We start from the raw sequence: 15,164 nt of genomic DNA, 5'->3' as shown, positions 1-15,164 counted from the left end.
TTCTATCCGCATTTTTGTATATTAGAACAGAAGATGTTAAAAATGGTTTAATTGTTGGCAGAATAACGTCTTTATCTTTTACAGATGTTCAAAAAGAACTACTTTAGTAGTTTGAAAATCGGGGAAATATTAAAAATATTATGAAACTGGATCGGTTAAAGCTTAGCATAGAGGAAGTTCCATTTAAGAAATCACTTAGTTTTGTTCCATTAATTAAGAAGTTAAAGGAGCAAAAAAAAATAAATGGCAGCCTTGATATTCAAGGAGAGTCTATTCTAAAACTCGTAGAGGAGAAGCCTGAGTTAGCAAGTGCAGATTTTGATGTAAATGATGTGGACAGATTTAAAGATGAAATCCACATTTTAATGGGGTATTTCTTTACTCCTGTTCAGTATCGTGAAGAAATTGGGGTAGTTGCTACTCCTTTTGATGATCAGAACTTTTATTTTACCCCGAAATACCTGGAACTATACGGAAATGAAAATTTGATCGTTGAAATGGTCGAGCAAAAGGAGCAAGATAAGTGTTTTAAGACATTTAGTATGCTGTTTTATGCTTATTCAATGATTCTTAAAAGGTATTATAATTTTGAGTTAGGCATTGGATATCTGTTCATGTATAAGGTGACCGATAAACTTAATGAGTTGGTTAAGTATTATAAGCTTGAATTTGAAAAATCTTGTATTGATATTACCTATAGTGGTAAGCTTCCTAAATTGAGTGAAGAGCAGCTGCATAAAATGATTAATAATCCTTTGGATATGGATTTTTGGCTGGAAACTTTACCTCTGGATAAGTTCAAATTTTCAGGGTTTTTGCCATTTAGATATGTTGACGTGAGTCAAATAGAGGTGATTTCCTCGCTGAAATCTCAATTGTTGGAGAAATCTTCAATTATTAAGAGAAATAATTTTAATCAATTAGAGCAAAATATCAGGTCTCTTCTTGAATTGCCAAATCTAAAACTAGGGATAATTGCATTTGGGATGAACGAAGGGAATGTAGAAAATCCATCTGACTTTTGGCATGGATTTTTAAGTGTAGACCGTTTTAGTTGCGAAGATTACAGGGGAACCATTTATGAAGAAGCTGGAATACAAGGTATGCCAGTTTTAATTAATGATCTTTCGAAAAGAGAGAATCCAAATAAATTAGAGTTGGCCTTACTTGATGAAGGGATTAGAAATATAGCTATTGTACCCCTTTATAACGAAAATGAGTTGGTGGGTGTAATGGAATTAGGATCGAATAAAGCCTATGATATTACATTTTCAAATCTACGTGTAATTAAAGATATTATTCCTGTATTCTCTATTGCTATTCAGAGAACAAGTGAAGAACTTCAAAATAGGATTGAGGCTATAATTAAAGAAGAGTGTACAGCGATTCATCCAAGTGTTGAGTGGCGCTTTGCAAGGGCTGCATCTAATTTGTTATTGAAAAAAGAAAGTGGAGAACCATCTCAGATGGAGGAAATTGTATTTCCAAATGTTTATCCTTTGTATGGTGCAATTGACGTAAGACATTCGTCAGTTATCAGAAACCAAACCATACAAGATGATTTATTAGAGCAGTTGGATTTGGTTCGTAATGTAGTGCTGAGTGTAAACGAAGTTAAAGCGATGCCAATTTACGATCAATTAATTTATAAAATTGATTATTTCAAGGATGGCATTAAGAAAGGGGTATCTTCAGGAGATGAAATGAATGTGCTTAATTTTATTCGACACGATATAGAACCTCTTTTCCCACATTTTGAGGAGAATGGGCCATTAGTGAAAACAGCTATTCAAAATTATAAGAAGAATATTGATCCTGATCTAAACCTTGTATATAAAAGAAGAAAGGATTTCGAGGATAGTTTGGGTATTATTAATGATTGTGTCACAACGTATCTTGAAAAAGAAGAAGAAAAAGCTCAGACAATGTTTCCTCATTACTTTGAGAAATATAGAACCGATGGAGTTGAGCACAATATTTATATTGGCGAAAGCATAGCTAACAATTTGAATTTTGACAGGATTTATCTTAAAAATTTGAGGCTATGGCAACTTATTGTAAGTGCTGAACTGGCTAGAAAGGCTGAAGTTTTAAAGAGGTCTTTACCAATACCAATGGATACAACTGGATTGATTTTGGTTCATAGTCAACCTTTGGCAATTCGATTCCGTCAGGATGAGAAGAAGTTTGATGTAGATGGGGCTTACAATATTCGCTATGAAATTGTAAAGAAGAGAATTGATAAAGCAAAGATTAAAGGAACTAATGAGCGATTAACTCAACCAGGTATGTTGGCTATTATTTTTAGTCAGGAGAAAGAAATAGCGGAATACCAAAGATATTTAGAGTATTTAATATCCGCAGGTTATTTTGAAGATCAAATTGAGTATCATACTTTGGAGGATTTACAGGGAGTATATGGATTAAGAGCAATTCGTGTTAAAGTGAAAGGCGGGAAAGAGAAGGATGTATTGAAACTTGCCGAAGATTTAAAAATTGAAAATTAAATTGAACAAAAATATCAGAATGAAACATTCATTACTACTAATTCTTCTTCTATCTCTGGCTTCTATATCATCAGCTAAATTAAAATCAGATACTCTTAAAAATAAAAAAAGACCAAAAATTGGTTTAGTACTAAGTGGTGGAGGTGCCAAAGGATTTGCTCATGTTGGTGTACTAAAAGTTATCGATGAATTAGAAATACCCATTGATTATATTGCTGGTACAAGTATGGGAAGCATTATTGGTGGATTCTATTCTATAGGCTATTCTGCTGATCAGATTGAAGAGATGATTCTAAGTCAAAATTGGGATAAATTGTTGGCAGATGAAATTTCCAGAAAATATGTTCCATTTCATGAGAAGCAAAACTATGAACGACATGTATTGTCTTTTCCTATAAAACCAAAAGGAATTCAATTACCAAGTGGTATTGTTAGTGGTCAAAATGTGATTAATTTGTTTGAGAGATTATCGATAGATTATCATGATGTAAATAATTTTAAAAATCTGCCCATTCCATTTGTATGTGTAGCTACAGATATTGAAACGGGAGAAGCAGTAATTCTCGATAAAGGTTATCTTCCTGAAGCCATGAGAGCCAGTATGGCTATACCAACAGTTTTTTCACCTATCGAAATTGATGGACGATTACTAGTTGATGGAGGAATGGTAAATAATTTTCCTGTAAAGGAAGTTGTTGATATGGGAGCTGATATAGTAATTGGCGTTGATGTACAATCGGGACCAAAATCAAAGGAGGAATTAAATTCGTTTCTTGATATTATCAATCAAACGGTTTCTTTAATGGCTTTGAATGAATTCAAGAAGAATATAGATTTTGTGGATGTGTACATCAAGCCTGATATAAATAATTATTCTGTAGGGAGTTTTAATGAAGCTGATTCTTTAATTCGTAAAGGGGAAGAAATTGGAAGAAAGTATATTCCTGAACTGAAAGAATTAAAAGAAAAATATCAACTAAAAAAGAAGAAAATAAAAAAATACAAACCTCCTGTTGATAGTACAACCTACTACGTTAAAAATATAGAATTTGAAGGCTTAAACGAAGTAAGTAAATCTTTGCTTGCTGGTAAATTAAACCTGGATACTCCGGGAGAAGTTTCACTGCATCAGCTAAAGAAAGGAATAAACAGAAGTTTTGGAAGCAGGTATTTCGATAATGTAGATTTTAAATTGGTTGGGAACAAAACCAAATCGCTTCAGGTTAGGGTAAAAGAGAGAACTACAAAGAGGTTTAATGTAGGATTAAGATATGATTCAGATAACAAAGCGGGAGTCCTATTAAATACTACTTTTAGAAATAAATTGAGAAGTGGGTCGCATTTGTCTTTTGATTTAAAGTTGGCTGAGAACCCAAGGTTTGTAACAACTTATGCGATAGATAATGGCTTAAAACCAGGTATTACTATACAAGCTGAATATAATGATTGGCAGGTTGATGGATTTGAGGATGGTAAAAAAATAGGAAACTATGATTTAGATTACTACAAACTAGATGTGAATACTCATTCCATTTTAAGAGAATCGTATTCGGTGGGAATTGGAGCCAAAGCAGAATATTATAATCTACAGTCAAATTATAGCCTACCCGATGTTGAATTGGAGGGTACCGACGACTATTTTTTCTCATATTATGCCTTCTTAAGGATTGACTCACACGAGAAAGCTTATTATCCAAAAAAAGGAGTTAGTTTATATGGCGAATATAAATTGGTAACAAATAATGGAGCCAGACTTGATGGCATGGAAAGACCGGCTTCTATTGCTTATCTAAAATTTCAAAAAGCTATTAGCATAAGTCCTACGTTCACGGTTTATCCCAAAGCTTACGCTAGAGTTGTTTGGGGAAAAAGTATTCCGGATTTTTTTAAAACTTATACAGGGGGTATTGATCAGACCGATTATTTTGATATTCAAATGCCATTTGTGGGATTAGAAAGAATGGAGATGAATTCAAACAATTCATTTATTTTTAGAACTGACTTTCAGTATGAATTGTTTCGAAATAACTATTTAATATTTAAGGCTAATTTTGGTAGGTTAAGTGACGATATTAATAGATCTTTCGAGAGTGGAGAATGGATTAGAGGTGTTGCTTTAACTTATTCCTATAATAGTTTAATTGGTCCAATGGAATTTTCATTAATGTATTCCAACAAAAAAGATAAGGTGTTGAATTATGTGAGTCTTGGTTATTGGTTCTAAAACGACTTGAATTACAATAAATGAAAAACTATTTCGTTTTGTATCAATTAATCAATCATGTTTTTTATTAGAAGAAACTACACTTCATGAATATAAGGAATCTATTAATATTACTTTTATTTCTGATATCAAGTCATTTGGCCGTGGCACAATTTAGTTCGGATTCTACCAAATATGATTGGAATCCGAGTATAGTTGGTAGTGGCCCTGTTCGTGGATATGAGGCATCTTATACCGGAATTACTGGTTTTGATGTTGGTTCTAAATCGGAAATTTATGGAGATGGTAAAGGAAAAATAGATTACAATCGAATATTCAAAACTAAACTACGTTTCCCCATATCAATAAAAAAGAATCTGAAAATTGCTGGGAGTATAGAGTATAGTGATGAAGAAATTCATTTTCATGATAGCAAAAATATAAGTTATCCTTTTTACAGAAGGTTGCATGATAAAAACATGAAAAGTTTGGGTGGAAGTTTTTACTTGATGACCCAATGGAAAAGGAATAGATATTTCATGCTTCGTTTTAATGCGAAGTTGAAAGGAGATTACTGGAAAGATCATATTCGTGATGTTAGCAAGTATACTTTTTTAAAAATGGAAATTTCTCCGGTTATTGGCTGGAAGATAAATAAATATAAATCATGGGGACTTGGAGTGGCATTCTCCTATACATTTGGAGACCCGCTGGTTTTTCCAACTTTTGTTTACAACCATACTTTTGCTGATAAATGGGGAGTAGAGGCCTTTTTGCCTGCGAAAGTTAAATTGCGCTATCAACCATCGGAACTTTGTTTTATTAGTGCTAAAGCCTATTTAAAAGGAGGAAGTTACAGTATTCATTTCGATGAACAGCCAGGTGATGATAACACAAAATCGAATGGTCCTGCATTAAGTGATTTTAAAACATTGGAATTTAGAAGATCAGATGTGAATTTTTCACTTGAGATCGAAAAGGGAATAACAGATTGGCTTTGGCTATCACTTGAAAGTGGATATAGAAGTAATATTAACTTTGACGTTACCAATAAGAAGCACGCCTTGAGTTTATCAGGAAGTAAATTAACCAGCGAGAACAACATCATTGATTCTTATGCCAAGGGAGGTATGTTTTACAACCTTACCCTGTTTATCGTGCCTTCAAAATCACTTTTGCGAAAAGTTGGGATTAAATAAAGAAGGCAATACTCCGTAGAATATTGCCTTTGTATCCAAACTAATAATTAACATTACAACTCGTTAGAGAAAACAGAATCTGCTATATCTCTAAGGTTGTACCTGGAAGCCATTGCTTCACCATAAGCTCCTGCTGTACGAAGAGCAATAAAATCGTTTCTTTTTGTAGAGGGTAAACTAACTGCTTTTCCGAAACAATCAGATGATTCACAGATAGGACCAACCACATCATAAACTTCTTCTTCACCATTCGAACTGATGTTTTCAATTTTGTGATAAGCCTGATACAGTGCAGGACGCAATAGTTCAGTCATTCCCGCATCGAGTATGGCAAATTTTGTGTTTACACCATTTTTTACATACAAAACTTTGGAGATTAAACTACCGCATTGCGCAACGACTGACCTACCCAATTCGAAATGTAACTCCTGGCTGGGAGTAAGGTTTAAAAACTCCTTAAAGATTCCGAAAAAAGAAACAAAATCAGGAATTGGATTTTCATCTGGATGTTTGTAATCCACACCAAATCCGCCACCTACATTAATATGGTTGACCAATATTTGACGTTCCTTAAACCACTCTTGAATCTCATTAATTCTAAGACAAAGACCTTTAAAAACACTTAAATCCGTAATCTGAGAACCGATATGAAAATGCAAACCAATCAATTCAATATTTTTTGATTGTTCAAGTGTTTCCAAAACCGATTCGAATTCCCAACGGTTAATTCCAAACTTATTTTCCTCAATTCCTGTGGTAATGTAATGATGTGTATTGGCATTAACATTTGGATTGATTCGGATGGCAATTCTTGCAGTTTTATTTGTTTGCTCTGCCAGTTCGTTGATTAATTCGATTTCTGGAATCGATTCGCAATTGAAACAGAAAATTCCAGCTTCAAGAGCTGTAAGAATTTCTCTATCAGATTTTCCTACTCCTGCATAAACAATTTTATTAGCCGTATAACCAGTTTCCAGTGATCTTGTAATTTCATTTCCACTCACACAATCAGCTCCAAATCCGTAGGTTTGAATTAGTTTCATGATTTTAGGGTTGGCATTTGCTTTAACTGCATAATGAATATGATATCCATACCTTGAAGCTTCTGTTTTAATAAGATCCAAAGTATTTTCTAATAACTCCATATTGTAATAATAAAATGGAGTGGGAATATTTTTGAATTGATCTATTCTTGTACTGTTGAACATTATTCAATTAAATTTTGAATGTAAAAATCTAAAATAAATTTCTGCTTAAAGCTTGTAATGCTGACACCTTATCTTCTTGATTTACAAGAACAGATATGTTGTGTTTGCTTCCTCCGTAAGAAATCATTCTAAGAGGAATATTTTCCAATGCTTCCAGTACTTTTTTAGCACTTCCTGTCGACTCAGAAATAAAATCACCAACAATACAAATAATTGATTGGTTTTCATCGATTTCAACATTTCCGAATTTTACCAATTCCGATTCAATCTCTTTAAGTCTACTTGCATCATCAATGGTTAAAGAAATCGCTACCTCCGATGTTGTAATCATATCGATAGGTGTTTTGTAGATTTCAAATATTTCAAACACTTTTCTTAAGAATCCATAAGCCAATAGCATTCGACCAGATTTGATTTTTAATGCAGTAATTCCATCTTTTGCAGCAATGGCTTTAATTCCTATTCCAGATTCATCATCGGTAATTAAGGTTCCTTCTTCAGCAGGACTCAGCGTATTTTTTAATCTCACCGGAACACTCTTTAGCTTACATGGCATAATGCTGGATGGGTGCATAATTTTTGCACCAAAATAGGCCAGCTCAGCAGCTTCATCAAAAGACAATTGCTTTAAAGCTGATGTGTTTTCAACATATCTTGGATCGTTATTGTGGAAACCATCAATATCTGTCCAGATCTGAACTTCATCAACTTGCAATACAGAACCAATTAATGAGGCAGTGTAATCGCTTCCTCCTCTTTTTAAGTTGTCTACTTCTCCGTATGCATTTCTACAAATAAAACCTTGAGTAATAAATAATTTGTGTTCCGATTCTTCAGCAAGAATTCGTTCCAGGTTTTCCTGTATATAGAAATAATCAGGTTCACCATCTTTATCGATTCTCATAAAGTTTAAAGCTGGTAAAAATTCAGAATCAACACCAATCTCCGATAAATAATAATGGAACATGGCAGTAGAAATTAATTCTCCTTGTGCCAATATGGCTTTTTCCTGCAATGCAGTAAAGCTTCTGTTTACAAAGTTATTGATGTAATTAAAATGCGAAGTAATTAACTCGCTTCCTTTGCTTTTGAAATCTTCTGTGGTAAATAATTCTTCGATTCGTTTTCGATACTCTTCCTCCAGCTTACTGATTTGTTCATTCGCTTTTTCCATTTCCTTTCTATAAAGGAGTTCTGTTATTTCAACAAGGGCATTTGTGGTTCCTGCCATAGCTGATAAAACGATGATAACTGGTTCGTCGCACTGAACCAATTGAGCTAAATTCTGAATTCTTTCAGGAGATCCGACTGAAGTACCGCCAAACTTTAAAACTTTCATTGGTTAATAGTTTAATTTGTTATCCCAGTTTAATGGGCGTTTAATTGTTTCGCTTTTATTGATATTTTTAATTAAACTGATGAGTTTAAAAAAAGCCTGCAGAATTTCTGCAGGCTTCTATATTTTTAAGCTTTACATTATTCTACAACATTACACAAACAACAACTGTTTATTGGGTTTATTATGCTTCTTGTATTTAAATGTAAATCTCATCTGTGTTGTCAATTTTTATTTCGGATGTAAAGGTGTATAAAATTTTTATAAAAACAATAAAAATTTATCTAATTGTTAAAATATTAACTGAAAATTTATTTTTGCACGAAATAGGCATGGATATTTTTAAAATAAAATACCATTCCAGCCCCAGAAACCTCTAGGTACATCCATAAATTCAATGTAAACACGATCTTTGGGAATTTTAAGCTGTTCCTCAACCAGACTGGCAAACTTGCTTGATAAATCTTTGGTTTTTGTATCTGGTAAACCAATGCTTTTTAACTGGAGAAATACAACAGGTTCGTCTGTACCTCCTAATGTCATCTCAACTTTGGGCTCGAAAGCTGTCATTACATATTTTTCTGGTTTCCCCAGTTCAAATGAGATTAATGCGGAGCTTTCTTTTAAAAAACTTTGTTGTTTCTTATTAGAGAAACTTTGGTTGGTCTGAACTTTTAAATATGGCATAAGTAAAAGTTTTAAGGTTACTGATAGAACGAAAAAAGATGCAAATTGCACCTTTTTTAATTTTTATGCACTGCATAAGTTATTACTAAATCAGAAAAATACAAAATAGATTCCTCTGTCGTTTTACTACTTGCCCAATGCTTTTTTGGCGTTCTCAACCGTTTTTTTTGCGTTGCCGACAAATATTTCTCCATCAATCAAAAGTACTGGACGTTTTAAAAAGGTATACTCCGATAAGATATAATCTCTATAATCATCTTCACTTAATACTTTTTCTTTTAGGCCTAGTTCTTTATACTTCATGGCTCGTCTGCTAAACAAACTTTCATACGATCCACCTAGATTTTTCATTTGCTCCAACTGTGCCTCAGTTATTTTTTGCGTTTTAATGTCCTGCAACTCAAAATTTGAATCAATATCCAATTCTTTTATAATTCTCTGACAAGTTGAGCAAGTGCTTAAGTGATAAATCTTCTTCATATTAATGAGTTTTATATGTATTGTTATTAATAATGATTTCTATGATTTCTTCTGCTTGTTTCAGGTTCTTGCTTTGTGTATTTATGGCAAAATATTTATCGTAGTATGTGGTTTGAATCCCTTGCCATACTTCAATAATTTCTTTTTTATTCAATAATTCCTGGCACAAACTCGAAGGCAATATACAAATCCCTTTATTAAGTTGAATTGCCTGCAGCATCCCACTTAAATTAGGAATTACATAGCGAGGTTTAAAATAAGGTTTTTTCTTAAAGTTATGCATCCAAAAGGATTTAATGGTTTCCATCTTATAAGTATAGGAATACCAATTTTGCTGACTTAGCCACTTTTCAGCTTCATCTAATTTTTTCTCGTAAATAAATCGGTTAAAAGGGATGGTGTCCAAATGCTTGCTACTTACTAGCAGTAATGCTTCTTGGCAAAAGTGCTTGTACTCAATGTTTTGGTAGTTGTGACGTAGTGTAGTAATGGTCACATCCAATTTTTTGGCAAACAGTTTGGATTGAAGATCTTCATATTCTCCAAAGGTAAACTCCACATTCATTTCCAGATCATCTAAGATATTTGCGAAAGCATGATTGAACATTTCTATTGACATACCAACTCGAGCTGTAGGACGATTAATTAATGTTTTGCGCTTGAAATTCTCTTCTGTTTTCTCCAACTGCAATATGGCTTCCTCAACTTGGTTGTAAAGTTGCATTCCGTGAGAAGTTGGTAGCATTTTTCTAGGTTTTCGCTCGAAAAGTTTAACCCCCATATAAGTTTCCAGAGCGGTGAGTTGTTGACTTACACCTGGTTGTGTGATGAGCAAGATTTCTGAAGCTCCGGTTAATGTTCCTTGTTCATATATCGCCTTAAAAGTCCTGTACCATTCTAGATTTACCATATATCTATAAATTCATTTATACAAAAGTATAAAAAGAATAAGTTTATTAATACAAAAAGGAGGCATATATTTGTTGTGAAAATAATTTAAAAGTATGGCCAAAGTTTTATTTGCATTAACAAGTCATTTTAAAGATGAAAAAGGATGGGAGTCGGGATGTTACGTTCTTGAAGTAGCTGTTCCATATTTTCACTTGATAAAAAATGGAATTGAAATTGATTTTGTATCTCCTAAAGGAGGTGAAGTTCCAGTTAAGCAACTGGATCTGGATGATGCGAAAGTAAAATCGTTTTTTAAGGATAAAGATGCCAAGCACAAATTCTTGAATACTTATCATCCAAAAGATATTTCTGCAAAAAATTACGATGCCATTTATTTTCCAGGAGGTCATGGAGCGGTGTTTGACGTTCCTTTTGATGAAGAGATAGCAAAAATAGCTTCGGAAATTTATGAAAATGAAGGAATGGTTTGCGCAGTTTGTCATGGTGGAGCAGGGTTGCTAAATGTAAAACTAAATGATGGAAGTTATTTGGTAAACGGCAAAAAACTTACGGCATTCAGCAATCAGGAAGAAATAGCGATAGGAACAGATCAAAAAGTGCCTTACTTGTTGGAGACAGCATTAATAGAAAAAGGTGCGATATATTCTTGTAAGGCCAATTGGCAGGAATATGTAGTAGTGGATGGTAGGTTAATTACCGGACAAAATCCAGCTTCTGATTTATTAATGGCCAAAGAGCTTGTAAAAGCATTAAAAAAGAAATACTAATAATTAAACTTAATAAGATGGAAAATTTTGATTTTTTTAATCCAGTAAAAATTCTGTTTGGAAAAGGTAAAATTGCAGAACTAGGAAATCATATTCCTAAAGGAGCAAAAATTCTAATGACCTATGGTGGTGGTAGCATTAAGAAAAATGGTGTTTACGATCAGGTTATGGAAGCTTTGAAAGACTATGATGTAAAAGAATTTAGCGGAATTGAGCCAAATCCACATTTCGAAACCTTAATGAAAGCAGTTGAGATTGTAAGAAATGAAGGTATCGATTTTCTATTGCCTGTTGGTGGAGGTTCTGTTCTTGATGGAACAAAATTTATTGCAGCAGCTACCTACTATGAGGGAGAAGATGAGTGGGATATTTTGGCAAAAAGAGCTAAAATTACAAAAGCAGTTGATTTAGGAGCAGTTTTAACTTTAGCTGCAACAGGTTCTGAAATGAATAGTGGGGGTGTAGTTACCAAGGCAGCAACAAAAGAGAAATTGGCTTTCGGAAATCCATTGTTATTCCCAAAATTCTCGGTTCTTGATCCGGAAACAACATATTCATTACCAATGCGCCAGATTACGAATGGTATTGTTGATGCTTATGTACATGTAATGGAGCAATATTTGACTTATCCAGTGAATTCACCTGTTCAGGATCGATTTGCTGAAGGCTTATTGTTGACATTAATTGAAGAAGGACCGAAAGCAATGGCTAGCGAAACTCCCGACTATGAAAACAGAGCTAATTTAATGTGGTCAGCTACAATGGCCTTAAATGGATTGATTAGTATGGGGGTTAAAAGCGACTGGGCAACTCACATGATAGGACACGAATTGACTGCTTTCCATGGAATTGATCATGCAGTTACTTTAGCAATTGTATTGCCAGGTTTACTAACCAAGATGAAAGAACAACGTGGTGAGAAACTACTTCAGTATGCTGAGAGAGTTTGGAATATCACAGAAGGAACTGATGATGAAAGAAAAACTTTGGCAATTCAGAAAACCGAAGAATTTTTCCAAAGTGTTGGAATTGCAACTCGTTTAGGAGATCACAATGTGGGACAAGATAGCATTGATACGATTTCTCAAAGATTTATTGAGCGTGGCTATGTTGGAATGTTACCTGATGTTGCAGCGGCAGATGTTGCAGAAATATTAGAGTCTAGATTGTAATCAATCAAGATAATTTACAAAAAAGGTCCTTCTCATTTCGAGAAGGACCTTTTTTTTAGTTTGTGAGTGTGATATTCAATCTGTTATAAGTAAAAATCTAAGTGGTTTAAGACTTGGGTCGGTGTTAATAAATTGTAAATTTTTGAGAATTTGTTTGCAGTTTCAAATTAATGACGTATGTTTGCGACATTAGAAATAAGAAATGGAGAACTTATGAAGAAATTAGAATTATTTGAAGAGAATCAGCAGGAGATTGCCTCATTGGCAAAGGCTCTGTCTCATCCTGCAAGAATTGCAATTTTGCAGTTTTTAGCTTCGACTCCAACCTGTATTTCCGGTGATATCTCTGATTATTTGCCTTTGAGTAGAACAACGGTTTCGCAGCATTTAAAAGAATTAAAATCAATGGGATTAATTCAAGGAGATGTTGAAGGCTTAAAAATTAAATATTGCTTGAACAAAGAGGGTATAGAGAAATTGAAAAATGCATTTGGAGGTTTGTTTGAAGAAATAACTCCATCAGAAAATAAAACTTGTTAATAACTTTCTATGTTGTAATAAATTTGGATTACAACATAGAAGGTTAATACTTACTCAGCTATTTTGCTGAAAAATTGAATAAAATTATATCAGATGAAAGTATTGGTGTTGTGTACAGGAAACTCATGTAGAAGTCAAATGGGTGAAGCAATTTTGAGAGATATTAATCCAGAATTGGAAGTTGTGTCTGCAGGTACAAAGATTGCAGATCAAGTACATCCTTTAGCGATTAAAGCGATGGCTGAAATTGGAATAGATATCAGTTCTCACCGTCCAAAAATGGTTGATGAATTCCTTGATGAGGGTGTTGATTTCTTGATTTCGGTATGTGGTGGTGCCAAAGAGGCATGTCCGGCGTTCTTAGGGCCAGTAGGAACCCGTCTTCATATTGGTTTTGATGATCCAGCTTACGCAGAAGGAACTGAAGAAGAAATTTTCGATGTATTCCGTCGTGTACGTGATGAGATCAGAAGAGATTTTGTAAAATTCAATGAAGAGTACATCTTGAAGAATGCATAATTAAGAACAGGTAGCAAATAGTATAGTTAGAATTATGGGATCATTAAATAAAAAATTGTCCTTTTTGGATAGATACCTAACCTTGTGGATTTTTGCTGCAATGGCAATAGGTGTGGGAGCAGGTTATTTTTTCCCTGCAATGGCTGGATTTTGGAACAAACTATCGGTTGGAACAACAAACGTTCCGATTGCAATAGGATTGGTGATCATGATGTATCCTCCATTGGCAAAGGTAAAATATGAAGAGTTAAAGGATGTGTTCAAAAACCGTAAGATCTTAATCTTATCATTGATACAGAACTGGTTGTTAGGTCCAACTTTAATGTTCGCTTTGGCAATTCTTTTCTTGCAAGATTATCCTGAATACATGACAGGTTTAATTTTGATTGGCCTGGCAAGATGTATTGCCATGGTAATTGTATGGAACGATTTGGCCAAAGGAGACCCTGAATATGCTGCAGGATTGGTAGCTTTTAACAGCATATTCCAGGTATTATTCTTTTCTGTATACGCATATGTATTTATTACAGTATTGCCTGAGTATTTTGGCCTTCAGGGGTCGGTGGTTGATGTAACCATGGGCGATATTGCCGAGAGTGTATTAATCTATCTTGGAATTCCATTCTTTGCAGGAATGCTTACTCGTTACTTTGGAATCAAGGCAAAAGGAAAAGACTGGTATCAGAAGAAATTCATTCCAAAAATTAGTCCGCTTACCTTGTTTGCATTGTTGTTTACGATTTTTGTAATGTTTTCGTTAAAAGGTGAATACATTGTACAGTTGCCATTCGATGTGGTTCGTATCGCAGTTCCATTGGTAATCTACTTTGTTGTAATGTTCTTGATCTCATTCTTTATGGGACACAAATTCAAGGCAGGGTATTCGAAAACAACCAGTTTATCCTTTACAGCAGCAAGTAACAATTTCGAATTGGCCATTGCAGTTGCAATTGCGGTATTTGGTATCAATTCAGGTGTAGCTTTTGCAGCGGTTATCGGACCATTGGTAGAGGTACCGGTATTAATCGCATTGGTAAATGTATCCTTACGACTTAAAGAAAAATATTTTGGTGGCAAGCTTGACGTTGTAAAATGTGCCACGGATACTGATAGTTAACAGTGTTCTATTCAAGCACGGGTTATTGTAGTTAGTAAATTCAAAGCCATGATTCATTTTGAGTCATGGCTTGTTTTTTTTAGAGATAGTCTTGAATCGTAAAGGTTGTCAATTAAATCATCCCATTACTTCATAGATTTACTTAGCTCAAGCCGCGTGGCTCTTACTTTTTCCATTGATGAAAAAGTAAGCAAAAAATCTAGGGCGTGTAAGATCAAACTACTGATATTTGAAAACTTTAAGTGCGGCGGGATGATCTTCGAACAAGTTCTCAGCTTTCCCGTCTTTCTAAAAGTTTTCTACACATAAGCAGCTTGACCTTCCAATGCCCACAAAGCATATTCGAATAAGGTAAAAGTCATTAATACTTCACCTTACGAACTGTAGATAATTTAAAAGGCAACTCTCTAAATATCATATGGAGCCAATTAATAGAAATGCTTAGTAATTTTTATTTGGTGGAAAAGCTTCATCTGTTTTATCGTCACCATTAATGCTTATATTTGGGTAAACAAAA

At 34.0% G+C, this 15,164-nt stretch carries 13 protein-coding genes; 8 read left to right on the top strand and 5 right to left on the bottom strand.

The window, feature by feature from the left end:
- Positions 1 to 140 precede the first annotated feature (140 nt).
- The 3 genes from DF185_RS15740 to DF185_RS15730 all read left to right on the top strand — a co-directional run bounded on the left by DF185_RS15740 (position 141) and on the right by DF185_RS15730 (position 5,909).
- On the top strand, positions 141 to 2,507 hold the full coding sequence (locus DF185_RS15740; protein WP_110361717.1) for a GAF domain-containing protein: 2,367 nt from the start codon (positions 141 to 143) through the stop codon (positions 2,505 to 2,507).
- A 19-nt stretch (positions 2,508 to 2,526) separates the two neighbouring features.
- Positions 2,527 to 4,731, top strand: coding sequence for a patatin-like phospholipase family protein (locus DF185_RS15735; protein WP_133250055.1), 2,205 nt, complete (start codon positions 2,527 to 2,529; stop codon positions 4,729 to 4,731).
- A gap of 86 nt (positions 4,732 to 4,817) precedes the next feature.
- Positions 4,818 to 5,909, top strand: a complete 1,092-nt coding sequence (locus DF185_RS15730) for a DUF6268 family outer membrane beta-barrel protein (RefSeq protein WP_133250054.1) — start codon at positions 4,818 to 4,820, stop codon at positions 5,907 to 5,909.
- Positions 5,910 to 5,962: 53 nt separating this feature from the next.
- Here the strand turns inward: DF185_RS15730 and lysA are convergent, their stop codons facing one another.
- The 5 genes from lysA to DF185_RS15705 form a co-directional block, all read right to left on the bottom strand.
- A complete protein-coding gene (lysA, locus tag DF185_RS15725) occupies positions 5,963 to 7,117 on the bottom strand; it encodes a diaminopimelate decarboxylase (protein ID WP_110361714.1) in 1,155 nt (384 codons plus the stop codon).
- A gap of 28 nt (positions 7,118 to 7,145) precedes the next feature.
- Positions 7,146 to 8,456, bottom strand: a complete 1,311-nt coding sequence (locus DF185_RS15720) for an aspartate kinase (protein WP_110361713.1) — start codon at positions 8,454 to 8,456, stop codon at positions 7,146 to 7,148.
- A gap of 339 nt (positions 8,457 to 8,795) precedes the next feature.
- Positions 8,796 to 9,140, bottom strand: a complete 345-nt coding sequence (locus DF185_RS15715; protein ID WP_110361712.1) for a phenylpyruvate tautomerase MIF-related protein — start codon at positions 9,138 to 9,140, stop codon at positions 8,796 to 8,798.
- 126 nt (positions 9,141 to 9,266) lie between these two features.
- A complete protein-coding gene (locus DF185_RS15710) occupies positions 9,267 to 9,620 on the bottom strand; it encodes an arsenate reductase family protein (protein ID WP_110361711.1) in 354 nt (117 codons plus the stop codon).
- Between the two features lies 1 nt (position 9,621).
- Complete coding sequence (locus tag DF185_RS15705) at positions 9,622 to 10,530, bottom strand: LysR family transcriptional regulator (RefSeq protein WP_110361710.1); 909 nt, start codon at positions 10,528 to 10,530, stop codon at positions 9,622 to 9,624.
- Positions 10,531 to 10,624: 94 nt separating this feature from the next.
- On the opposite strand from DF185_RS15705, the gene DF185_RS15700 reads away from it, so the two are divergent.
- From DF185_RS15700 to arsB, 5 genes are all read left to right on the top strand, one after another.
- Entirely contained in the window at positions 10,625 to 11,299 is a 675-nt protein-coding gene (locus DF185_RS15700) for a type 1 glutamine amidotransferase domain-containing protein (protein ID WP_110361709.1), read from the top strand.
- 17 nt (positions 11,300 to 11,316) lie between these two features.
- Complete coding sequence (locus DF185_RS15695; RefSeq protein WP_110361708.1) at positions 11,317 to 12,471, top strand: iron-containing alcohol dehydrogenase; 1,155 nt, start codon at positions 11,317 to 11,319, stop codon at positions 12,469 to 12,471.
- Positions 12,472 to 12,684: 213 nt separating this feature from the next.
- Positions 12,685 to 13,011: an ArsR/SmtB family transcription factor gene (locus DF185_RS15690; protein WP_110361835.1), complete on the top strand. Its 327-nt coding sequence runs from the start codon at positions 12,685 to 12,687 to the stop codon at positions 13,009 to 13,011.
- A gap of 93 nt (positions 13,012 to 13,104) precedes the next feature.
- Positions 13,105 to 13,530: an arsenate reductase ArsC gene (locus tag DF185_RS15685; protein ID WP_110361707.1), complete on the top strand. Its 426-nt coding sequence runs from the start codon at positions 13,105 to 13,107 to the stop codon at positions 13,528 to 13,530.
- A gap of 64 nt (positions 13,531 to 13,594) precedes the next feature.
- Complete coding sequence (gene arsB / locus DF185_RS15680) at positions 13,595 to 14,647, top strand: ACR3 family arsenite efflux transporter (RefSeq protein ID WP_317046852.1); 1,053 nt, start codon at positions 13,595 to 13,597, stop codon at positions 14,645 to 14,647.
- Positions 14,648 to 15,164: the final 517 nt, after the last annotated feature.

The sequence above is a fragment of the Marinifilum breve genome (assembly GCF_003202155.1).
Lineage (GTDB): Bacteria > Bacteroidota > Bacteroidia > Bacteroidales > Marinifilaceae > Marinifilum > Marinifilum breve.
Note: the sequence above shows the minus strand (reverse complement) of the source record. Positions and strands in the feature narration are given on the sequence as shown.